This window comes from Kitasatospora sp. NPDC101157, from assembly GCF_044768255.1.
Lineage (GTDB): Bacteria > Actinomycetota > Actinomycetes > Streptomycetales > Streptomycetaceae > Kitasatospora.
Genome location: NZ_JBIWPL010000033.1, coordinates 58,285 through 80,586 on the forward strand (window position 1 = coordinate 58,285; position 22,302 = coordinate 80,586).

Here is a 22,302-nt window from a genome sequence, read left to right on the forward strand (position 1 = left end):
GCCCGAACTGCTCTTCACCGTCTGAGGGCCGTCTCGGGCCTGTCCGGCGGCCCCGGGACCTGCGCGGAGCTCGCAGCGCCGTCGCTCCCCGCGGCGGCCTTCGGCTGCGGCGGGACGGTGGCCGTCACCGGCAGCCGGGAGAGGATCTTCTCCGCCAGCCAGCTGCGGTCCGACCCGTACGGAATGCCCCGCGGGTCGACCAGCTGCGCCGCCACCGCGTCCCGCAGCCGCCGCTCCTCGGCGCCGGGCAGCCGGGAGAGCAGTCCCCGGGCGGCCAGCAGCGCGTGGTACTGCTCGAAGCCCGAGCGCGGGTGCTCGATCGCGTCCAGCAGGCTCGGCAGGTCCGCCAGCGAAGGGTCGCCCTGCATCAGCGCGAGCGCCTGGATCCGGCGGCCCTCGGTGCCGTCCGCGAAGAGGTCCCGCACCTGCTCGGCGGTCAGTGCCGAGCGCTTCGCGGTCGAGCGGACCTCCGCCACCACACCCGCCGGACTGGCCGGGGCGCCCTCGGCGGGCGGCAACTGCGCGGCCAGCGCGGCGGGTCGGCCCGTGCTGCCGCCGAGCAGCCCGAGCTGTTGCATCGCGCGCACCCGCAGGTCGTCGGCGCCCACCTTGTCGCCCCGCCGGTCGTGGTCCTGCCCGGCCAGGAAGAGGTCCAGCGCCTCGTCGGTCTCGGTCAGCACCCTCGGCAGCGCCAGTCTGGTCACCAGCCAGCCGGCCAGGAAACCGAGGAGCAGGAAGTACAGCACCAGCGCGGCCGCGAACGGCACCGCGGCGTCCTCGCCGCCGAGCACCGGCGCCAGCGCCGCGCCGAGCCGGTGCAGCCGCTCGCCGAGCGAGCCGAGCTGGGTCAGGCCGACGCCCAGCAGCACCTTGGTCAGCCAGTCGGAGACCTGCTCCAGATTGGTGTTCGGCGCGTACGAGCCCTGCGGCTCACCGGAACCGTTCCGTACCCGGGGCACCCCGAACAGGAAGCCCAGCGCGCCGCCGAGCACCGTCGAGGCCCCGGCCACCACCAGGCCGCCGCCGAGCGCCTGCCAGGCCTGTGCCCGGCCGAGCGCGAACAGCAGCAGCCCCAGCAGGCCCGTACCGCCCAGCACTCCGGCCGCCGCCCACTGCGCCGTCCGCAGCGCCGACGTGCCGGCCCGTCGCCGTGCCACCGCCATCGCCCACCCCCTGTGTCCGCGCCGCCGTGCCCCGTCGTCCCGTGGTGGGGCCGGGCCGACTCTAGCGCCGCGGCCCCCTCGGGAGAACGCGCCGGGGGTGCCACGGCCACGACGGGAACCGGTCGCGGAAACGCAGACGGCCCGCGGGCTGCTCCTCGGCGCCGGCCCGTGCACTGGCCTGGCGCCCGAGGCACCGGGGATGTACCGGTGAGCCCGCGGGCCGGGTGACTGCTGTGGATTTCGCCTGCCGGAGGCCTGGGGCCTCACCCTGCGCAGGCAGGGGCGGCTCTAGCGAGCAGCCACCTCACGCATCCTGATGGAACTCAATTCAGGATCACCTCCTTTCAGTGTGCCGCCACTGTAGGCAGGCTCCCGGCGGGAGGGCAACGGATTATTCGCGGGTGCCGCTCAGGCGCCCTGCACCTGGGCCTTGAACTTGGAGAAGTCGATGACGTTGTCGGCCGACGGGGCCTGGATGGTGAGCGGCTTGTCGAAGTCAGAGAAGTTGATCTTGGTGTTGCCGTCCTTGGCCGAGACCGTCTCGACCTGGACCGGGTAGGGCTTGCCCTCGGTGGCGATCTGGAGGGTCGACTGCTCGCCCGAGTCGTCGGTGACCTTGAGGCTGAAGGTCTTCACGCCGTTGACGGTGCCCGCGACGCCCTTCTCCGCCTTGTCGGTCTTGCCGTCGACGATCTGCTTGCTGAAGTCGCTGAGGCTGCAGAGGCTGCTCATCATCTTCATCTGCGGGTCGCTGTCGAAGCCGGTCAGGTAGCGGCCCTTGAGGAGCTCGGCGACCTGGGCGCCGCTCTTGCCCCCGTCCTTGCCCACGATGGCGGCCCAGAAGGTGGCGTCCCCCTTCATGTAGGAGGTCTTGCCGTCCCCGATGATGTCGACCTTGCCCATGCCCGGCATGGTCATGCTGCCCACGCACTGGCCCTTCTTGTCCATGGCCAGGTCCATCTCCATCTTGCCGTCCGCGTCGGCCATGGTCCCGGAGATCTTGAGGGAGGTGGCGCCGGCCAGTGCGTCCTTGGCCTGCTTCTCGATCTCCTGCGCGCTCAGCTTGTCGGTGTCGAGCTTCGCGACGGTCGGGGTCGGAGTCGGCGTGGCGGTCGCGGTCGCGGCAGCGGCGGCGCTGGTCGCCGGCGCGGCGGCCTTGTCCGAGTCCTTGTTGTCACCGCAGGCGGCCGTACCGGCCCCCAGGAGGAGGCAGATCGCGGCGGTACTGGCCATGCGCTTCGACAGCATCGAGGTCGTTCCTTGTCCAGGGAACGGTCCCGCCGTCCCCCACGTGGATGAATTTTCCTCAGTATGAGGGAGCCGTACGACAGGAGATCTTGAAATCGGCCCCCGTTACCGCTTCGTGGCGGGACCGTGCTCTGCACGTCCCCGGGAACGCAAAAGGGCCCGGAGGAAGAATCCTCCGGGCCCTTTCGGCTACTGAGTAGCGGGGACAGGATTTGAACCTGCGACCTCTGGGTTATGAGCCCAGCGAGCTACCGAGCTGCTCCACCCCGCGTCGGTGAACACAACAATACGTGGAAGTCGCCGAGATGGGAAATCGGTTCTCCGGACCGGCCCGCGGAGCGCTCCGCTACCCCCTTGCCGGCCGCCGTCCGCGCCGCCAGGCGTGCCGGGCGGCGCGGGATCTGGCCCAGAGCGCGAAGCAGACCAGCGCCACGAAGCAGGGCACCATCAGCACCCCGTAGACCACCAGGAACCCGTCCGTGCCCAGGTCGGCGGCGGCGTTCCACGTCCCGTGCAGCACCATCGCGGTCAGCAGCCCGGCCGGCGCCGCCAGCCGCGCCAGCCAGCGCCGCCCGGTGGTCAGGGTGACGGCCAGGCCGATCCCGGTGAGCGCGGTGAACAGGGGGTGGGCGAAGGGGGAGAGCAGGGCGCGCAGCACGAAGGTCTGCACGGTGCTGTCGAAGTCGCGCAGGCTGGGCGGATCGCCCAGGCCGATGCTGTCCAGCCGGTTGCGCTGGTCGGTGCTGAAGGCCCGGCCCAGGTAGAGGGCGTTCTCGGTGAAGGCGAAGCCGCAGGCCGTCATCCCGCCGAGCACCACCCCGGCGGCCAGCGTGCGCGGCCGGGAGCGGCGGTGCGGCGTGCCCGGTGAGGGCGGCGCCGGGCACAGGTACGGCAGCGGCCGCAGGTACGGGCGCAGCCGCAGCCGGCTTTGGGCGTGCGGCCCGGCCGGGTGGCGCGGGTACGGGTGGGGGCGCCGGGGCGCGGGCGCCCGGTGCAGCAGCGGCGCGCAGGGGCGCCCGGAGCGGCGGCCGTGGCAGCGCAGCCGCTGGCCGAGCGGCAGGAGCAGCACCAGCAGGGCGGTGGCCTTGGCGCTCTCCTCGATCACCGGGGTGGCGATCCCGGCGCCGAGCAGGCCGCCGAACGCGCCGCGGTGGGCGGTCAGGTAGTCGGCGGTCCAGTTGTTGGCGAGGATCGCGACCGTGGTGGCGGCGCAGGCACCCCAGCCGAGGCAGAACAGGGTGTGCCGCAGCGGTACCCGGGCGGTCAGGTTGAGCCAGGCCAGGCCGCCCAGCACGAAGGGCAGCGGCACCATCGCCAGGCCCAGGCCCACCAGCAGTCCGACCGTGCCGGTCTGCCGCTGGACCAGGTGCAGGATCAGCGCCCCGCAGCCGGCCAGGACCAGCACGGCGGTCGCGGTGACCGAGGAGAGCGCCATCGAGCCGCTGCGGCCAGGGGGAGTCCCCGGCGATCCGTCCCGGGCGGAGGCCGAGGCGGCCGCGGCGGGAGGTGACGCGCCGCCGGGCCGGGGCAGCAGCCGCTGGGCCCGGCGCCCGCGGGGCCCCGGGATGGTCCGGGTGCCACCGGTGCGCGGGGCCGTCCCCGGTGCGTCGGCGGCGGTGCGGACGGTCGCCCGCCCCGGCCAGACGTCCCGGCCGCCGCTGGACGGGCTGCCCATGCGGCACAGGGTAGGCCACGGTGGCGGCCCGTCGGGAGGATTCGGGACGAACGGTTCGTCCGGGACCCGACCGGCCGGTCAGCCCGCCGGGGCCCCTTCGAACGGCCGCCGAGGGGTCAGCGGCGGCGGAACAGCAGGTCGTGCACCACGTGGCCCTTGGCGATCCCGGCCCGCTCGAACTTGGTGACCGGCCGCCAGTCGGGCCTCGGCGCGTAGCCCGGGACGCTGCCGTCCGGGTGGTCCGCGGGCTCCAGCCAGCCGGTGCCGTCACCCTCGGGGTGCAGGTTCTCCAGCTCGGGGGAGGCGGACAGCACCTCCAGCATCTGCTCCGCGTACGGCTCCCAGTCGGTCGCGCAGTGGACCAGGGCGCCCGGGGCGAGCCGGGGCAGCACCAGGTCGAGGAAGGACGACTGGACCAGCCGGCGCTTGTGGTGCTTGGGCTTCGGCCACGGATCGGCGAAGTAGACCCGCAGGCCCGCCAGCGAGGCGTCCGGCAGCATGTCGCGCAGCAGGATGACGGCGTCACCGGCGGCCAGCCGGACGTTCCGCGAACCGTCCCGCTCCAGCATGCCGAGCAGGTTGCCGTGGCCGGGGGTGTGCACGTCCGCGGCGAGGATGCCCATCGACGGGTCGGCGGCGGCCATCGCGGCGGTGGTCTCGCCCATGCCGAAGCCGATCTCCAGGGTGACCGGCAGGCCGCCGAACAGCTCCGCGAGATCGAGCGGGGTGCCGTCGATCGGGACGCCGTACGTCTCCCAGCTCCGGTCCAGGGCGCTCGCCTGGGCGTTGGTCATCCGGCCGCGGCGCGGCTGGAAGCTGCGGATGCGCCGCTCCCGGTGCTGCTCCTCGGTGGCCTTGTGCGGGTACATCGGCGCGGGGTAGGCGGCCGGCGCCGCGGACAGCCGGGCGGACGGCGATTGCTGGGGGATCGGGGCGGTGGCAGTCACAATCACCCGAGTCTACGGGGCTTCCGGGGCTGTCCCGCAGGGCCTGTGACCGGTCTCATCCGCCGGCCTCCAGGGCGGCCAGGGCCCGGCGGGCCACCTCGCGGCCGATCGGCAGCGAGGCGGTGGCGGCGGGGGAGGGGGCGTTCAGCACGTGGACCGCACGGCGCGGGGAGCGCGGGTCCTCCGGGTCGAAGCCCGCGAAGGCGAAGTCGTCCAGGAGCGAGCCGTCCCGGGCGACCGCCTGCGCCCGCACCCCGGCGGCGGCCGGCACCAGGTCCGCGGCGGTCACGGCGGGCAGCAGCCGCTGGACGGCGGCGGTGAACGCGCGCTTGGACAGCGAGCGGTGCAACTCGCCCACCTCGTAGCGCCAGTGCCGCCGCAGGATCCGCCAGGTGCCGGGGAAGGCCAGGGTCTCGGCCAGGTCGCGCGGGCGGACGGTGCGCCGGTCGTACCCCTCGCGGGCCAGGGCGGGCACCGCGTTCGGGCCGACGTGGACGTCCCCGTGGATGCCCCGGGTCAGGTGGACCCCGAGGAACGGGAAGGCCGGGTCGGGCACCGGGTAGACCAGGCCGCGCACCAAGTCCCTGCGCTTCTCCACCAGTTCGTGGTACTCGCCGCGGAACGGGACGATCCGCACCCCGGGGTCGTCCCCGGCCAGCCGGGCGATCCGGTCGCTGTGCAGTCCGGCGCAGTTCACCAGCACCCGGCAGCGCAGCTCCCCGGCGGCGGTGCCGACCGTCACCCAGTCCCGGCGCCGGACGAGCGTCCGGACCTCGGCGCCGGTCCGCAGCTCGGCACCCGCCTCCCGGGCCAGCCGGGCGTACGTCGTGGCGACCGCCGGGAAGTCGCAGATTCCGGTCGTGCCCACGTGCAGCCCGGCCCGCCCCGTGACCTCCGGCTCGTACCGGGCGATCCCGGCCCGGTCCAGTTCGGTGACCGGGATCCCGTTGGCCCGTCCCCGCTCGGCCAGCACCGCCAGTCGGGGCAGTTCTGTGTCGTCGGTCGCCACGATCAGCTTTCCGGTGACCTCGTACGGGATGCCGTGCTCGCGGCAGAACCCGACCAGCTCGGCGGCGCCCGCGACGGCGAACCGGGCCTTGTACGAGCCGGGGCGGTAGTACACGCCGCTGTGGATCACCCCGCTGTTGCGCCCGGTCTGGTGCGCGGCGAGGCCGTTCTCCTTCTCCAGCACCGCGACCCGCAGGCCGGTGCGCGCCCCGGTCAGGGCGTGGGCCGTGGCCAGCCCGACGATCCCGCCGCCGACCACCACGACATCGAACTCGTCCGCCACCCTGTGCTCCTCGTCCGCCGCCCGGCCCCCGGTGCCGGCCCGGCGCGGTCCGGCGCCGGGCGTGCGGTGCCGATGCTGCCACGGGTCGGGGGCGCCGGGGCCGGTTTCCCGCTTGCTGCCCGGACCGCGGTGCCCTCGCTGTGGCGGGGGTCGGCTGCCGGTGCCGTCGTGACGGGTGGTGTGCGGCGGGCGGTGAGTGCCGCGGCCGTTCGCGCGCACCGGTCGGCCCGTCAAGGCTCCGCTGCGCGGCTGCGCGGTCCTGCGCCCGTTCGACGCCCGTTGACGCCCGGTCGACCCCGGTTCGGTGCCCGTGCGATGCCGGGTGCGTCGGGGCCGGGAGCGGCCCGACGTGGTCCGGCGGACGGCGTGCCGAGGCGGGCGGCAGTGTCCTGCCGCCCGCCTCGGGTACGGGGCGGAGCCTCCCCCCTGGCGGCTCCGCCCGGGGGCTCCGGCCGGTCCCCCCGGACCGGCCGTCCGCGGTGGCGCCGGGTCCCCCGACTCCGCGCCACCGCCTCCCCCTCGTGCGGCCGCGACGGTCACGCGCCGGGTCCCCCGACTCCGCGCGTCACCGCCACCCCCCGTCCGGCCGCGTGGCGGTGCGCAGGCTCCCCCGAGCCCGTGCACCGGCATTCGCTACACCTCCCAGGGCCAGCCGGCGTCGGAACCCGCCTCCAGGAGGGGGATCAGCCGGAAGGCCGCGTCGCTCAGACCGCCGAAGGTGTGCCGGTTGGCGCCGCCGCCGGGACCGTGGCCCAGGGCGTAGCCGGCCAGGTTCCAGGTGTAGACGGGCACCCGGGCCGGGACGGCGGCGAGCGGGTCGCTGCCCCGGTAGCCGAAGCCGGTCTGTTCGTCGGTGACGATCACCACCCGGTCGTGGCCCCGGTAGTGGGTGCGGACGGCGTCGGCGGTGTTGGTGCCGCCGAGGCTGGAGAACCGCTCCAGCACCCGCAGCACCGCCTCCCCGCGGCCGACCTCGATCGTCCGGCTGCTGCTGCCGAACTCGACCAGGTCCGCCTCGGCGGCCCGGACCTTCAGCGCGGTGCCGAAGATCGCCGCCGAGTCCGCCCGGTTGAGCTGGGTCTGCGCGCTCGGCCGGTCGAACATCGAGCCGGAGCGGTCGACCAGGATCAGTGTCCGGCCCGGCAGTTCGGGCACGTTGGCGAGCGAGTGGCCGAGTGCCGTCTCCAGCGCCTGCCCCCACCGCAGCGAGGGCGCGTGCCGGTACGCGGCCAGGTAGCGGAACGGGAACTGGCGCGAACGCCGTACCTCGCCCCGGTCGGAGATCCGCCGGGCCACCTCGGCCGCGACCTCGTCCGACACCCGGGCCCGGTCGAAGTTGCGCAGGTTGCGGACCAGCGCCATCGGGCCCATCGAAGGGATGACCGCCTCCCAGGCCGCCGCGTCCAGCGGCCCCTGCAACCAGCCCGCCAGCGCCTCCCAGGTCAGACCGGCCGCGGCCAGCCGCTCCGCGCCGTCCTCGGCGGTGACGGCCGCCCGGCGCTGCTCGACCGGCAGCGCGAGCAGCTCGCGGTTGGCGGTCAGCATCCGGTCGGCGGCGGGCGGCACGGCCTCCTCCGGCCGGTGCCGGCGGTCCAGCGCGTACGCGAACAGCGGGCCCTGCCAGGGCCTGTCCGGGTCCGGCGTGGGGTGGGTCAGTTCCAGGACGTCGCCGAAGCGGTAGCCCTTGCCCGCGGTGTCGTACTTGAGCAGCGAACGGGCGTCGTACAGCCGCCGGACCGCGTCCGCGACACCGCGCTTGAGCGGCTTGGGCAGCGCCCGGCCGTAGCGCGAGGTCCAGTACGCGAGCAGCTCGCCCGGCTCGTCGGCGCGGCGCAGCACGGCCTCGACGGCCTGCCGGGAGTACCCGTGGGCGCCGGCGTCCAGCCGGGCGCGGGTGAACTCGGCGGCGCCGACCAGCGCGGCGGTGCGCAGCTGCGCCCCGTACCGCAGCCACCGCAGCAGCCCGAGGGTCCACTCCGGTTCGGCGACGGCGAGTTCGCGCACCAGCGCGGTGTAGCGGTCGTCGCGGGCGCCGCCGCGCTCGTAGAAGGTGTCCTGGCCGACCAGGTTGGAGACCGACAGGAGGAAGAGTTCGGACTTGCGGTCCCGGAGGTAACCGGTGCCGCCCTCGTGGGTGAGGCCGCGCTGCCCGGTCGTGGTCACCGGCGAACTCGGACTCGACGTGGCCTTGCGGCTGTTGAACCTGGACATGCTGCAGCCCCCCTCGGCTTTTGCTCGGTCGTCAACGGGAGGGAGGCATGCCGCGCTGAGGGGTGCCCGAGATCGTGCCGGTCGTTGTCGAACGACCGGCCTCGGCGGAGGTAGGTGCCTTGTGCTCTATCCGATTGAGCTAGCGGCCGCGCTCGCGCACGGCACGCCCGGGACTTGAACCCGGAACCGCAAGATCCGAAGTAACCCCCGCCTGCGCACCGGGCACTCCGAAGCGCAGCTGCCTCCCGAGATCAAAGGTGGCGGCGGTGTTTCGCGGACTTGAACCGCTACGCCGGAAGACCGGCGTCCACCAGAAGTAACCGCTGCCGTCGCACCGGGAGGTGCGGAAATGCTGTTCATGTTGAGGTGTCCAGAGTTCAAGGACGGCTGAGGTGACACAGCTGCTCTACCGACTGAGCTACACCGGCCCGAAGCCGGTGACGGGACTCGAACCCGCGACACGCCCATTAAGAGTGGAAGTAACCTCTGCCTGCGCACCTGGACGAGAGAGACCTTAGTCAGGCCCCTCCCGCCGGTGCACCTCATTTACCGCCGGGAAGTTCCTGGGGAGCTCCTCCGCCGGCTCCGGCGGCTCACGCCGGGGCGACGATCACCGCCCGGGCGCGCTCGGTCAACTCCCGTACCCGGCGTTCACCCTGGAAGGGCTCCAGCCGCCGGAGCATCTCCACCACGTACTCCCGGCTGCGCTGCGAGGAGATCCGGCCGGCCACCTCGACGGCGCGCTCGCCGGCGGCGACCGCGGCGTCCAGATTGCCCGCCTCGGCCTCGGCCATCGCCGAGACCACCAGCCGCAGCCCGTGCGAGCGGACGAAGCCCTCGGTGGGCTTGGCCAGCGCCTCCCGGGTGAACTGCCGGACCTTGGAGGGCACTCCGAGGTCGCGGAAGCACTCGGCGGCGTCGGCGGCCAGCCGGTCGTAGGCGTAGAAGTCGATCCACGCCGGGTCGGGGTCCCCGGCGCGTGCTCGTTCGAGTGCGCTCTCCGCCGCCCCGAGCGCCGTCGCGCACGCCGCTGCGTTGCGGGCCTTGGCCTGGGCGCGCGCCTCCACCAGGTGGAAGAAGCTCATGGTCCGGGCGGTGGCCAGGCTGCGGTTGCGCTCCAGGGCGGCCTGGGCGAGGTCGACGGCCTCCTCGGCGAAGCCCCGGTAGCCGGCCTGGAGGCTCATCGAGGCGAGCACGTAACCGCCGAGCGGCACGTCGGCGGCGGCCCGGGCGAGCCGCAGGGCCTGGATGTAGTAGCGCTGGGCGGCCTCGTGCTGGCCGGTGTCGAAGGCCATCCACCCGGCCAGCCTGGTGAGTTCGGCGGTCGCGCCGAAGAGCGCCCGGCCGACCGCGTCGCTGTAGGAGGCCAGCAGCAGCGGCGCCGCCTCCACCCGCAGGCACTCCGGCACCATCGACGAACGCCAGTCCCCGCCACCGTACTTGGAGTCCCAGCGGCGGGCCTCCTGGGCGGCCTCGCGGAGCTTGACGGCGTCCGAGTGGCCGACCCGGTACGAGGAGTTCTCGCTGGGGGAGCGCGGCACCTCGCGGGCCACCGAGCCGTCCGCCGGGTTGATCAGCCAGCGGGAGACGGGCGTCGCGTACGCGGCGACCGAGAAGGTGCCGGCCAGGCTGTCGCTCCAGCGGCCGCCGCCGGGGCCCCGGCGAAGGTCGAGGTCGACCCGGAACAGGTCGGTGGCGGAGCGCACGGCGTCGGCGACGTCGCGCGGGAAGGCCAGGCCGAGTTCGGGCGCCGGGTCGGTGTCGCCCAGGCCGATCTCCTCCAGCGGCACGGGCCGGCCGAGCTTGCCGCCGATCGCGGTGGCGATCAGGTGCGGGACGGGCCCCTGCGGCACCATGCCCTTGCTGACCCACCGGGCCACCGAGGTCTTGTCGTAGCGCAGCGTCAATCCGCGCTGAGCGCCTAGGTCGTTGACCCGACGGGCCAGGCCGGCGTTGCTGATCTGGGCGAGGGTCAGGAGCGTGCCGAGCCGTTCGTTCGGTCCTCGTGGGCTGACGGTCATGGTGGCGGCGGCACCTCCTGCGGCCTTGTGCGCGGGGCCCGGGCGGCACCGGGCCGTAGCTGCTGTACCTAGAGTAGTCGGACGCGTTCCGACGGTTAAGAGGCCGCATTCCGGATGGCGGGATCGCGCACCCGGCGGTGCCGCGCCGGGCCGTTGCGGCAGTTGGTCCGGACCACCCGGAGCGGTTCGGCCGCTCCGCGCGCCGGAGCGTCGTGCTCCGGTCCCGTGTTCACGTGCGCCCGGCCGTGCCCCCTGGCCCGACCGGCTGCGCGGCGATTCGCTGGTGGTCGTGGGTCGGCCCGCCGTCGAGGACCCGGCGGGCCGGGGGATGCCGCCGCCTCAATCCCCGCGGGCGGCGGCCAAGTCCGGGAGGGCATGCGGATGCCCTCCCGGGCGGGGCGACGCCTTTCGGCCATCTCGCGATGCCCATGTCAAGGGCGCCGTCCGGGCGGTCCGGGTCAGGGAGGGGGAGGCCCGGCCCGCCCGAACCCGCCGCCGGCGAACTCCCGCCCGGCGGCTGCCGAGGCCACGGCGAAACGGAACCGGAACCGACAACACCGGCCCCGGCCACGCCCGGTGGTGGCACGATGTCTCCTGACGGCGCGCCGGAACGAGGGCACGCCCGGACGCGCGTGCGGGCCGCGACCCGGCACCCCACCCGGCCGCCCCGCCCGGCGCCGGACGCGCCGCGCGAGTGCAGGTCCTCGTCCGGTGGAGGCGCGATGCGGTGGCTGACGGGCTGGAGCACGGGTGCGCCCCGGGCGGGAACACCGGCGCACGAGGCACTCGCCACGGTCACACCGATCGCCGCGCGCCCCCTGTGGACCGGCCCCAACCCCCTCTGGGCGGTGGGCGACTGGCGCCCCGAGGAGATCCGCCTGGTCACCCTCCGCCCCGGTGCCCCCGCCGCCGTCAGCACCGGACCGACCACCCCCGACCCGGTCGAGGACACCCCCGCCACCACCCGGCTCGCCGTCCTCGGCCACTGCGGAGCCACCGACGCCGAACTCGCCGCCGGCCTCGCCGCCGCCCGCGGCGGCGCCGTCCGCCACCTGACCGCCTGGCCCGGCAGCTACACCGTCGTGCTGCGCACCGGCACCCGCTCCACCCTGCTGCTCACCGACCTGGCCGGCGCCCAGCCCGTCTTCCACACCCCCTGGGCCGGCGGCACCGCGTACGCCACCGCCGCCCTCCCGCTCGCCGACCTGGTCGGCGCCGCCCTCGACACCGGCCACCTCGCCGCCCGCCTCGCCTGCCCCGAGTCCCCGGAGGCGCTCGGCACCGGCACCCCGTACCTGGGCGTCCAACGGGTGCCGCCCGGCCATGTGCTGGCCATCCGCGGCGGCCGCCCGTACCTCGACGCCTACGACGAGCCGCCCGGCGCCGAACAACCCCGCGACGAGGCGCCCGCCATCCGCGAACTCACCCGCGCCCTGCTGGAATCCGTCCGCTCCCGGGTCCGCACCACCGCAACGGCCGGCGGCCCCGCCGGGCGCGCCCGGCTCGGCGTCGACCTCTCGTACGGCACCGCCTCCGCCACCGTCGCCCTGCTCGCCGCCGCCGTGCCGCTGCCGCCGGTGCCCACGGGCGCAGGGGGCGCCGGGGCCGCGCCGCTCGCCGTCGGCACCAGGAGCGCCGCCGGGGCTTCCGGAGCCGCCGGGGCTGCCGGGGCCAGGAGCGGTGCGGTCAAGGGCTCCTGGGTCCGGCAGAACGCCCAGGGGCCCTCCGCCCCCGAGCAGTTGGCCGCCGTCACGCTCGGCGAGACCGAACCGCCCACCACCCTCGCCCTCGCCCCCGACACCCCGCGGCTGCGGCACACCGTGCTCGACCCCGGCCCCGACACCCTCCCCTACGCCGTCCTGCGCGCCGACCCGCAGTCCGGTCCGCTCACCGACGAGCCCGGCCCCGAACTCGTGGCCGTCGCCCGCGCCGAGGCCCGCTTCGACGCCGGCGGCACCGACCACCTCACCGGCTACGGCGCCCGCCAGGTCCTGGACGGCCACCCGGCCCGGCTCGCCGACCTCATCCGGGCCGGGCGGCCCCGTGAACTCCTGCCCCCGGTCGCCGCCCTGGCCGGCGCCGACCGGGCCGCAGCCGGTGTGCTGGCCGGCGCGCTGCGCACCCCGCTCACCGTGGTCCGGGCCGCCCACCGGCTCTCCCGGGTCCGCTACGCCGAGGCGCTGGACGAGGCGGCCGCCAAGCTGACCGCCCGCCACGTCCCCGACGGCGCGGGCACGGCGGGCGACCGCTCGGCCGTCGACCTCGCCTGGTGCGTCCCCGGCCCGGCCGCCCGCTGGCTCTCCGACGAGGCGCTCTCCTCGGTGGCCCTCCGGCTACGGCTGGCGGCGCGCAAACCGGCGCCCGAGGAACACCCCGGCGCGCACCGCGCCCGGCACGCCCTCCACCGCCAGGCACGCTCCTACCGCACGCTCGTGCACGCCGCCGAACGGCCCGGCCAGCGGCTGCACGCCCCCTTCCTCGACAACCAGGTGGTCCGCGCGGCCCGGCTGCTCCCCGACGACGTCCGCCTCCAACCCGGCGCCCGGCACGCCCTCCTGCACGCCGTCCTCACCGGCGCCGGCCGCACCGACCTGCCCCCGGACTGGGGCCGCGGCCCCCGCCCCGACCGCACCGCCCCCACCCGGGCCGGCCTGCGCCTCGCCGCCGACGGCCTCGCCGAACTCTTCGACGCCCCCCTCCTCGCCGAAGCGGGACTCATCGACCTCCCCGCCGTACGCGCCGGCCTCGCCCGCTCCACCGACCCCGCCACCCCCCTCTCCCCGGCCGACCTGGCCGGCCTCGCCGACCTCGTCTCCACCGAACTCTGGCTCCGCCGCCTCCGCGCCCGCCGCCACGGCGCCTGCTGGACCGGCCTCCCCCATCCCCGGCTCCCGGCCCTCACCCCCTGACCCCCGCGGCTCCCCCCTCCCCGGGGCCTGGGCGAGCCGGCGCACCCCCGTCCGAGCCGCCCCCGCCGCTACGCCGTTCGGCGCGGCTGGCCCGGGCGGTGGCGCCGGGCAGGTGATGATGGCGGAGCTGTGAGCCAGCGGTGAGGAGTGTGCGCGGTGGCCGGTGTGAGCCCGGGGCAGGAGGTTCCCGTGGTGCTGTCGGTACTCGGGCGGCCGCCGACGGGGCGGCCGCCCGGGGTGCTGGCGGCCTGCGACGGGTCGGACGGGTCGCTGTGGGCGTTGGACCGGGCGATCACCGAGGCGGAACTTTTCGGGCTGCCGCTGTACGTGCTCGCCGTGGTGAACCCGGCACCGGCCGGGTACCCGCCCGGGATGGCCGAGCTGGTGCAGGAGAGCGTGGAGACGCTGGTCGAGAGCATGGCGGACGGGCTGCGCCGGGCGGTGGCGGCGGTGCTGCGGCAGCGGGTCCGGCCGTACGAGGGGGAGATGTCGCTGCACGTGGTGCTGGGCAACGTGATCGAGGTGCTGCTGGAGGCCTCGACCCGGCAGCACACGCTGGTGGTCGGCACCAGGGGCAACGGGGGCTTCGCCCGGTTGCTGCTGGGGTCGGTGAGCTCGGCGGCGGTGCACCACGCGGCCTGCCCGGTCCTGGTGGTGCCGGCGCCCCCGGAGGGCTGACGCGAGGCAGCCCGGCGGTGTCGGGAATGTGCCGAGATGGTTCATCGTTCACCCATCCCGTACATCCGCACGAGACGCCCCCTGGAGCCCCCCGACATGAAGGTCGAGATCTGGTCCGACATCGCCTGCCCCTGGTGCTACATCGGTAAGCGCCGCTTCGAGCAGGCCCTGGCGGACTTCCCGGGCAAGGAGGACGTCGAGGTCGTCTACCGCCCGTACCAGCTGGTCCCCGACGCGCCCGCGACGGCGAGCCCGCACCGCGCCTGGCTGGCCGAGCGCTACGGCCCGCAGTCGGTGGCGATGGACGCGCGGGTGGCCGAGCTGGGCCTCGCCGAGGGCATCACGTACGACTTCGACGCCGCCCTGCACGCCAACACCTTCCTGGGACACCGCCTGCTGCACCTCGCCGAGGCCGAGTACGGCGCCGAGGCGCAGGGCCGGCTCAAGGAGGCGCTGCTGAAGGCGCACTTCACCGACGGCGTGGACGTCGGCGACCGCGACGCGCTGGCCGACGTCGCGGTGGCGGCGGGTCTGGACCGCGAGCGGGTGACCGCCTACCTGGCGGGCGACGAGGGCACCGCCGAGGTCCGCGCCCAGCTGGCCGAGGCCCGTGAGCTGGGCATCAGTGCCGTGCCGACCTTCGTGTTCGAGGGCAAGTGGGCGGTCCAGGGCGGGCAGGAGGCCGCGACCTTCCGCAAGGTGCTGGAGCAGGTCGCCGCGGAGATCGGGGAGCGCCGCCCGGCCCCGGTGCAGGTCGCCCCGGCCGGTGAGGCCTGCGCGGACGGCTCCTGCGCCGTCTGAGCGGGTGGCCGCAGGAGCGGGAGGCCCGTTCCGGGCCCGCTACGAGCACCTGAACCGGGCCTGCGCCCAGTCCGCCACGTTCAGCGCCGACCAGATCCCGTGCACCGGCGTGACGACCAGCCGGATCGACTTCTGCCCGGCCAGCGGCACGTGCACCGGCACCGCGTCGTCCCCGGCGCCGATGGCGCGGGAGCGCCACAGGGTGCTGCCGTCGCCTCCCTGGACGGTGAAGACCACCCCGCCGGGGCTGAGCGTGGCGTCGTCGACCCCGGCGACCGCGTCGAAGGACGTGCAGCCCCGGTTGAGGTCGATCAGTGTGGTGGCCGGCGCGTGCACGGTGATGGCGTGCGGGTGGTAGTCGCCGCCGATCCAGCCGCCGTCGCGCTGCGAGAACCTGTCGCTGCCCTTCTGCCGGATGCTGGGCCCCTCCGGCGGCACCCGGTGGTTGCCGGGCTTGAGGACGGGCAGGGAGTCGCCCCAGAAGTCGGTGGGCGCGGGCGGGATCGGCGGGGTGACGGTCGGTTCCGGCACCGGCGGCACCGTGGGAACGGTGGGCGTCGGGACGACCGGCACCTCCGGCAGCTCCGGCAGCTCCGGCAGCTCCGGCGTCGGCGGCGGCGGGAGGGTCGGGGCCGGGACGCGCGGTGGCTCGGTGGTCGGTTCGGTGGTCGGTTCGTGCCGCGGGGCCCGGGCGGCCACCGGGGGCTGGGTCGGCTTCGAGGTCGGCTTGGGGGTGGGGGTCGCACTCGGGCTGGGCGCGGGCTGCTCCGGGGCCGCGGCCGGGGCCGGGGCCGGGGCGGCGCTGGTGGGCGCTGGGGTGGGCGCCGGGGTGGGCGGCGCGGGCGGGGCTGCCGCCGGTGCGGGGGAGGCCGGGGCGGAGACCGCCGGGGGAGCGGCCACGGGCGGCCCCGGCTCGGTCGAGCCGGTCAGCGCGTAGGCGGCCACCGCCGCCGCCGCCACCGCGACGGCGGCGGCGATCCCGGCCTTGGCGGCGGTACCCAGGCCCTCGCCGGCCGCGGCGGCGGCCGAGCTCCCGCCGGAAGCGCCGGACGCACCCGCGGCGCCGGAGGCCCCGGCGGCACCGGCCGCGCCGGAGGCTCCCGCAGCACCCGCGGCCCCCGCCGCCGTGCCCGAGGATCCGGCCGAGGCCGCCGCCGTCCCCGCCGCGGCCGCACCGCCGACCGCGGCGACACCGCCCACGGCGGCCGCGGCGGCGCTGAACCCGCCGACTCCGACCCAGACCAGTACGCCGCCGGGCAGCAGCGCGCGCAGACCGGTGTTGATCTCGGTGAGTTCGAGGCAGGCCGCCGTGCAGCGGTCGCACTCCTTGAGGTGCCGGCCGACCTCCGCCGAGGCCCGCTTGCGCAGCGAGCCGCGCGCGTACGCCCCGAGCCGGTTGGCGTACGCCTCGCAGGTGCTCGCCTGGCTGCCGGAGACGTGGGCCTGGAGGAAGGCGGCGGCCAGCCGGTCGCGGGCCCGGTGGGCCTGGACGGCGGTGGCGTTGGCGGTCTTGCCGAGCATCACGGCGACGGCCTTCGGGGACTCCCGTTCGACCTCGGTGTGCCAGAGCACCACCCGGTCGTCCTCGGGGAGTTCGGCGTAGGCCTGCATGACCATCCGCTGGTCGGCCATCGCCATGGCCCAGGCGTCGGCGCCGGGGTCGGCCAGGTCGAAGTCGACGACGGCGGCCGAGGTCTGGGCGAACAGGCCGAAGTCGTCGACGAGTTGTTCGCGCCGCTCGCTCCGGGTCCAGGCGGCGGCGACGTTGCGCACGGCGGTCAGCAGATAGGCGCGGACGGCGAACTCCGGTCCCTTGCCCGCCTTGAGCGCCTGGAGCGTACGGGCGAAGACCTCGCCCGCGAGGTCCTCGGCGGTGAAGCTGTCCCGGCAGCAGGTGCGGGCGTAGCGGCGCACCGAGTCGACGTGCCGGAGGTAGATCTCCTCGTACGCGGTGTCGTCGCCGGCCCGGACCCGGGCGGTCAACTCGGCGTCGGAGGGCGGGCGCTCGCCGTCCACCGGGTCGGCGGGGGCGGGCACGGTGGGGCGTGCCGGGCGGCCGTCGCCGACGAACGCCTCCGGGGCGACGCCGCCCCGGCCCGCCGGGGCCTGGCCGGGCACCCGGCCGGGCGGCAGTGCGGCGGAGGAGGAGGACAGCGACTCGCGGCCGGGCCATCCGCCCTGGTCCGGGACGTGTCCGGCGCCGGAACCGGTCGCGCTGCCAGAGCCGGACGTGCTGCCCGAGCCGGACGCGGCGCCCGATCCGGCCGGGGCGCCCGATCCGGCCGGGGCGCCCGGCACTTGGGCCGAGCCGCTACCGCCGGGGCCCGCGGCGGATCCTTCGGCCGTACTGCCGGAGAACCCCCCGAAGTCGAGGCCGTACCCGTAGTCGTTCTGTTCCTCGGCGCTCACAACGGACCCCAGATTCCACGACAGCCCCCGTAGTGTGGCAGGGCGCGCGGGAGTGCGTGGGTGCACGGTTCCCCGGCGTACGGCGCCGACGGCGCGCGAAGGGCGCGCATCGGGACATTGGCTCCAACCACGGGCAAAGGATGGCATAGCGCAGGGACGCGCGGTAGCCGGACCGGCCGGTACCCACTCTTCCGAGGGGCCGTCGCGGATCTGTTCGCTCAGCGTGCGGCGAGGGGTCGCGCGACGCCCGCACCCGGCGCGCGCCCAGTCCGCGCGCCGGTGTTCCGCCCAACTCGCCTGCCCGCCCGGCGCGTCGGTCGCGGCGGCCCGGTGCCGCCGCCGGATCGGCATGCCGCGGGAGGCGGCTCAGCCCGCCCGCAGACCGTCCAGCAGTATCTGCAGCAGCCGGTCCGACGGCGCCGCGGCGGCCGGTTGACCGTCCGTCTGCGGACCGACCGCCGTGAAACCCGCCGCCGTCGGCGCCGAGACCGAGGGCCGCGCCGCGTGCACCGGCACCGAAGCGGTCAGCACCAGCACCACGTCCGACACCGTGACGCCCGGCCGCAGCTCGCCCGCCGCACCCGCGCGCGCCACCAGGGCGGCCAACAACTGCAGCAGCAGCCGGGGATCGGCGTCCGCCGGTGAGGGCTCCGCCCCCGCCCCGGACCGCGCCTCCTCGCCGCGCAGGTCGAAGCGGACGGCCGCCGCCGGTTCCGGCGCCCGCTGCTCCGGCACCCGGCCCAGCTCCTCCGCGTACCGGAAGGCCTCCGGCGGCAGCAGCCGCCCGGCCCCGGTGCCCACGGCCCGGGCCAGGTACCCGGCCAGCGCCTCCCAGGCGCCCTCGCCGCCGTACAGCGACTCCCGCGCCTGCGCGGTCAGCCAGGCCACCTCCTCGGCGGCGATCCGCTGGACCAGCACCTCCTTGCTCGGGAAGCGCCGGTAGACCGTGCCGACCCCGACCCCGGCCCGGCGCGCGACCTCCTCCATCGGAGCGCCGTAGCCGAACTCGCCGAACACCTCCCGGGCGGCCCGCAGCACGCTCTCCAGGTTCCGCCGGGCGTCCACCCGCAACCGGGCCCCGGGCACCGGCGCGGTGGCCTGCGGGGGCTCCGCCCGGTACGGGACGGCCGCGTACGCCATCCCGCCCTGCGGCAGGTCCACCGGGCCGCGCTGCTCCGGGACCGTGCCCTGTCCGGCGTGCGGTGCGCCCGCCCGCCCCAACACCTGCTTCTGCTCCATCATCCCAACTCTCCCCCGCAGGCGTCCGGAACCGGACCCTGTCGTCGCCCGCCCCTGCACCCCCCGGTGCAGCTCAGCCCGTCAGAAATGACCAGATGACCCATCGCTCGTGCCGCCCGTCCCGTTCCGGTGACCACGGTCGTGCCGCCGGGCCGCTCTTGACGTCCGGCTCGGTGCGTCGGCACCGCCCGGGGCCTCGTCCGGGAACTACCCTTCCCCGGATGACTGTCCCCCAGTCGGGTTCTCGCGCCAACGCTGGAACTGGCCGTAGCGGCCGCTCCACGGTGCGTCGCCGCCGGTTGTCATGGCGACGGCCGCTCCGGCACACAATCCGACCATAGTTCACGGCTCTTCGCGGCCGAAAGTGCGTCAGAAAGTCGCCCGGCAAGCACAACTGGCCCCGGCCGTCACTTCCGTCGCAACCAGCCCCGTACGGACTGTGGACAAGACCACCTCCGCCGGTCCTTCATAGGGGTGCGTGATGGGGGGACACCCCCGGCCGCGAGGCCGGGACGAAACGTCACATCGGCAGGAGGTGCACCATCAGGATCCTGATCGCCGGCGGCGGCTGCGCCGGGATGGCCACCGCGCTCCACCTCCAGCGTGGCCTGCGGGAGCGGCTGCGGCGCGGGGAGGTGGAGATCACCGTCGTCGAACCCCGGGCCTACTCCACCTACCACCCGCTGCTGGCGGAGGTCGCGGCCGGCTCGATCGACCCGCGGCACGTGGTCGTGCCGTTGCGCCGCGCCCTGCCGGACTGCCGGGTGCTCACCGCCCGGATCACCCGGATCGAACACGCCGCCCGCCGCGCGCTGGCCGATGCCGCGGGCCCCGGCGAGCCCCCGGCGCCGCTCGAACTCCCCTACGACGTCCTGGTGGTGGCCCCGGGATCGGTCTCCCGGACGGCCCCGGTGCCAGGCCTGGCCGAGCACGGACTCGGCTTCTCCACCGTCGGCGACGCGGTGCACCTGCGCAACCACGTGCTGGAGCAGCTCGACCTCGCCTCCGCCACCCGGGACCCCGCCCTGCGGCAGTCCGCGCTCACCTTCGTCTTCGTCGGCGCCGGGTACGCGGGCGTCGGCGCGCTCGCCGAACTGGAGGACATGGCCCGCACCGCCGTACGGGGCCACCACAACGTCCGCGCCGAGGACCTGCGCTGGGTGCTGGTCGAGGCGACCGACCGGATCCTCGCCGAGGAGTCGCCCGAACTCGCCGAGCACACCCTCGGCCAGCTGCGCGAGCGCGGCGTCGACGTCCGGCTGCGCACCACCCTGGAGTCCGCCGCCGGCGGGGTCGCCGCGCTCTCCGACGGCAGCCGCTTCGGAGCCCGCACCCTGGTGTGGACGGCGGGCGTCCGGCCGTCCCCGATGCTGCGCGACACCGACCTGCCGCTGGACACCCTGGGCCGGGTCCGCTGCCTGGCCACCCTGCAGGTCGTCGGACCGGACGGACGGGCGCTGCCCGGGGTCTGGGCGGCGGGCGACGGTGCCGCCGTCCCCGATCCCGGCGCGGACGGCGCCCCCTGCGCGCCCAACGCCCAGCACGCCTTCGCCCAGGCCGAACTGCTGGCCCGCAACATCGCGTTGGCCCTGGACGGCGGACCGCACGCGCCGGGCCTGGCCGCGTACCGGCCCGGCCCCGCCGCCTGCTCGACCTCGCTGGGCCTGCACCGGGCCGTCGCCCACACCCGGCGCGGCGGCCGGCTCACCGGACGCCGGGCGTGGTGGCTGCACCGGGCGCGGCACCTGCGGCGACTGCCGAGCGCGGAGCGCCGGGTGCGGGTGCTGATGGACTGGGTGCTGCTCGGAGTGTTCTCCCGCGAGGTGGTCTCCCTGGGAACGATCGGGCACCCGCGTTCGGTATTCGAGGGCGGATTCGATTCCGGTCCGGGTCGGCCGTCCGGGCCGGGGCCGGAAGCTCCCCGATGAACACGCCCGTCGCCCGGGCCCGGCGGCCGGTCCGAGGACCGATCCGACGGCCGATCCGACGGCCACGCCGGGCGGGCGACTTCCGGAACCGGCCCTCCGCCTGACAGGATCAGCCCGAACTGGTCATTACCCCGTGTACCGATGTGTACACAAAAAGTGATGATATGCCTGGAAAACGAGGAAGCGGCCGTCGTTTGAACCTCATGCGCTGGAGCGCCCGGCTCACCGGAGTCCCCTGGCGTGCCGCCCCACCCAACGGGGCCGGCACCGACGAGGGCACGCCCTCCACCGACAACGTCGTCGTGCCCGGCCCCCGCGACCCGATCGGCCCCGCCACCACCGCCGAACTTCTCGACCCGCACAAACCCCAGGACCTGCGCGAGGTCCTCAACCGCATCCCCGCCCCGGTCGCCGTCACCTACGGCCCGCTCCACCAGCTCGGCTACGCCAACCGCGCCTACCGCGAACTCTTCGGCGACCGCCCCACCGGCCTGCCCGCCGCCGAGGCCCTTCCCGAACTCGGCACCATGGGCGTCCTGCCCCTGATGGACCAGGTCATCCGCGGCGGACGCCCCCGCAGCGTCAAGGCCCGCTGCATCCTCGGCCTCACCGGCAACCGCTACTACAACGTCTCCTGCGTCCCGCTCGGCACCGGGGACGCCGGTGAGCCGGCCGACAAGCCGCCGGCCCCCGACGGACCGCCCGCCGGAGTGCTGATCTTCGCCGCCGAGGTCACCGACCAGGTCCTCGCCGCCGCCCGGCTGCGCGAAGCCGAACGCCGCCAGCGCGAGGCCGCCGTCACCCTCCAGCGCAGCCTGCTCCCGCAGAAGCTCGACCAGCCCGCCGACCTGCGGGTCGCCGCCACCTACCAGCCGGGCGGCGCCGAGGCCGCGGTCGGCGGCGACTGGTACGACGTCATCGCCATCGCGGGCGGACGCACCGCGCTCGTCATCGGCGACGTCATGGGCCGGGGACTGCGGGCGGCCGCCGTGATGGGCCAGCTGCGCACCGCCGTACGCGCCTACGCCCGCCTCGACCTGCCCCCGCACGAGGTGATGTGCCTGCTCGACGGCCTGGCCATGGAGATCGACGCCAACCAGATCGCCACCTGCACCTACGCGGTCTGGGACCCGCGGGGCCGCACCCTCTCCTACGCCTCGGCCGGTCACCTCCCCATGCTGCTGCGCTGCCCCGACGGGACCATCCTGCGCAGCGAGGAACAGAACGGTCCCCCGCTCGGCACCGGCGGCGGCCTGCACGTCTCCCACACCCTGCGCCTGCTCCCGGGCACGACCGGAGTCCTCTACACGGACGGCCTGGTCGAGCGCCGCGACGAGGACATCGACCAGGGACTCGACCTGCTGGCCCGCACCCTCACCGGCGCGATCGGCGCCCCCGAGGTGATCTGCGCCCGGCTGCTGCGGGCGATGGGCGTGACCTCGGAGCACGACGACGACGTCGCCGTCCTGGCCTTCCAGCTGCCAGCCGAGGAGGGTGCCGAAAATTCGCTTGCGGCGCTTGACTCGGCCTCCCCAGAGGTCTAGTGTTCTTCGAGTTGCCTGGCAGGGAGCACCGGACACGCATCAGCGCGGACGGTCCCGGGGCAGCCAATCCCTTGAAACACCACTCCGGTCCGTACCGGTCGTTTCGCTTTTCGCGTCCCGGCTCGGTGCTTATTCGGCGTGCTCGTTTTATCGGATTGCGGCCGGACTCGGCTGGATTCGCTTTTCGGAGCGGGGATCGGCTAGAGTTTGGAACGTCGGACGGGGCGTCAAGCACCGG

Annotated in this window: 13 protein-coding genes, 1 tRNA gene and 1 pseudogene; 5 read left to right on the top strand and 10 right to left on the bottom strand. The window is 75.5% G+C overall.

Annotated elements, in window-relative coordinates; genetic code table 11:
- Positions 1-14: 14 nt before the first annotated feature.
- The 8 genes from ACIRVF_RS38215 to ACIRVF_RS38250 form a co-directional block, all read right to left on the bottom strand.
- On the bottom strand, positions 15-1,163 hold the full coding sequence (locus ACIRVF_RS38215; RefSeq protein WP_402828823.1) for a hypothetical protein: 1,149 nt from the start codon (positions 1,161-1,163) through the stop codon (positions 15-17).
- A gap of 408 nt (positions 1,164-1,571) precedes the next feature.
- Positions 1,572-2,411 carry a hypothetical protein gene (locus ACIRVF_RS38220; protein WP_402828825.1) on the bottom strand — a complete coding sequence of 280 codons (840 nt, stop codon included), beginning with the start codon at positions 2,409-2,411 and terminating at the stop codon, positions 1,572-1,574.
- A gap of 197 nt (positions 2,412-2,608) precedes the next feature.
- Positions 2,609-2,682 (bottom strand) — tRNA-Met (locus tag ACIRVF_RS38225).
- A 75-nt stretch (positions 2,683-2,757) separates the two neighbouring features.
- The gene (locus ACIRVF_RS38230; protein WP_402828827.1) at positions 2,758-4,086 is read right to left on the bottom strand and encodes a PrsW family intramembrane metalloprotease; all 1,329 of its coding nucleotides are present in this window, start codon (positions 4,084-4,086) and stop codon (positions 2,758-2,760) included.
- Positions 4,087-4,202: 116 nt separating this feature from the next.
- Positions 4,203-5,033 (bottom strand): tRNA (guanosine(46)-N7)-methyltransferase TrmB, encoded by an 831-nt coding sequence (trmB, locus tag ACIRVF_RS38235; RefSeq protein ID WP_402828829.1) that lies wholly within the window; start codon positions 5,031-5,033, stop codon positions 4,203-4,205.
- Positions 5,034-5,088: 55 nt separating this feature from the next.
- Positions 5,089-6,324, bottom strand: coding sequence for an L-2-hydroxyglutarate oxidase (lhgO, locus tag ACIRVF_RS38240; RefSeq protein WP_402828831.1), 1,236 nt, complete (start codon positions 6,322-6,324; stop codon positions 5,089-5,091).
- A 633-nt stretch (positions 6,325-6,957) separates the two neighbouring features.
- Positions 6,958-8,535 carry a TROVE domain-containing protein gene (locus ACIRVF_RS38245; protein ID WP_402828833.1) on the bottom strand — a complete coding sequence of 526 codons (1,578 nt, stop codon included), beginning with the start codon at positions 8,533-8,535 and terminating at the stop codon, positions 6,958-6,960.
- A gap of 593 nt (positions 8,536-9,128) precedes the next feature.
- Positions 9,129-10,556 carry a hypothetical protein gene (locus ACIRVF_RS38250; RefSeq protein WP_030290849.1) on the bottom strand — a complete coding sequence of 476 codons (1,428 nt, stop codon included), beginning with the start codon at positions 10,554-10,556 and terminating at the stop codon, positions 9,129-9,131.
- Between the two features lie 722 nt (positions 10,557-11,278).
- On the opposite strand from ACIRVF_RS38250, the gene ACIRVF_RS38255 reads away from it, so the two are divergent.
- From ACIRVF_RS38255 to ACIRVF_RS38265, 3 genes are all read left to right on the top strand, one after another.
- Complete coding sequence (locus ACIRVF_RS38255; RefSeq protein WP_402828835.1) at positions 11,279-13,465, top strand: asparagine synthase-related protein; 2,187 nt, start codon at positions 11,279-11,281, stop codon at positions 13,463-13,465.
- A gap of 189 nt (positions 13,466-13,654) precedes the next feature.
- The gene (locus tag ACIRVF_RS38260; RefSeq protein ID WP_402828837.1) at positions 13,655-14,143 is read left to right on the top strand and encodes a universal stress protein; all 489 of its coding nucleotides are present in this window, start codon (positions 13,655-13,657) and stop codon (positions 14,141-14,143) included.
- Between the two features lie 96 nt (positions 14,144-14,239).
- Complete coding sequence (locus ACIRVF_RS38265) at positions 14,240-14,944, top strand: DsbA family oxidoreductase (RefSeq protein WP_402828839.1); 705 nt, start codon at positions 14,240-14,242, stop codon at positions 14,942-14,944.
- A gap of 39 nt (positions 14,945-14,983) precedes the next feature.
- Here the strand turns inward: ACIRVF_RS38265 and ACIRVF_RS38270 are convergent, their stop codons facing one another.
- Positions 14,984-17,353 (bottom strand): sigma-70 family RNA polymerase sigma factor, encoded by a 2,370-nt coding sequence (locus ACIRVF_RS38270; RefSeq protein WP_402828841.1) that lies wholly within the window; start codon positions 17,351-17,353, stop codon positions 14,984-14,986.
- A 366-nt stretch (positions 17,354-17,719) separates the two neighbouring features.
- On the bottom strand, positions 17,720-18,595 hold the full coding sequence (locus tag ACIRVF_RS38275; protein WP_402828843.1) for a TetR/AcrR family transcriptional regulator: 876 nt from the start codon (positions 18,593-18,595) through the stop codon (positions 17,720-17,722).
- Between the two features lie 551 nt (positions 18,596-19,146).
- Between ACIRVF_RS38275 and ACIRVF_RS38280 the strand changes: the two genes are divergently transcribed.
- Positions 19,147-20,520, top strand: coding sequence for an NAD(P)/FAD-dependent oxidoreductase (locus ACIRVF_RS38280; protein ID WP_402828851.1), 1,374 nt, complete (start codon positions 19,147-19,149; stop codon positions 20,518-20,520).
- Positions 20,521-20,714: 194 nt separating this feature from the next.
- Positions 20,715-22,043, top strand: a pseudogene (locus tag ACIRVF_RS38285) (PP2C family protein-serine/threonine phosphatase); the annotation flags it as partial.
- Between the last annotated feature and the right edge of the window lie 259 nt (positions 22,044-22,302).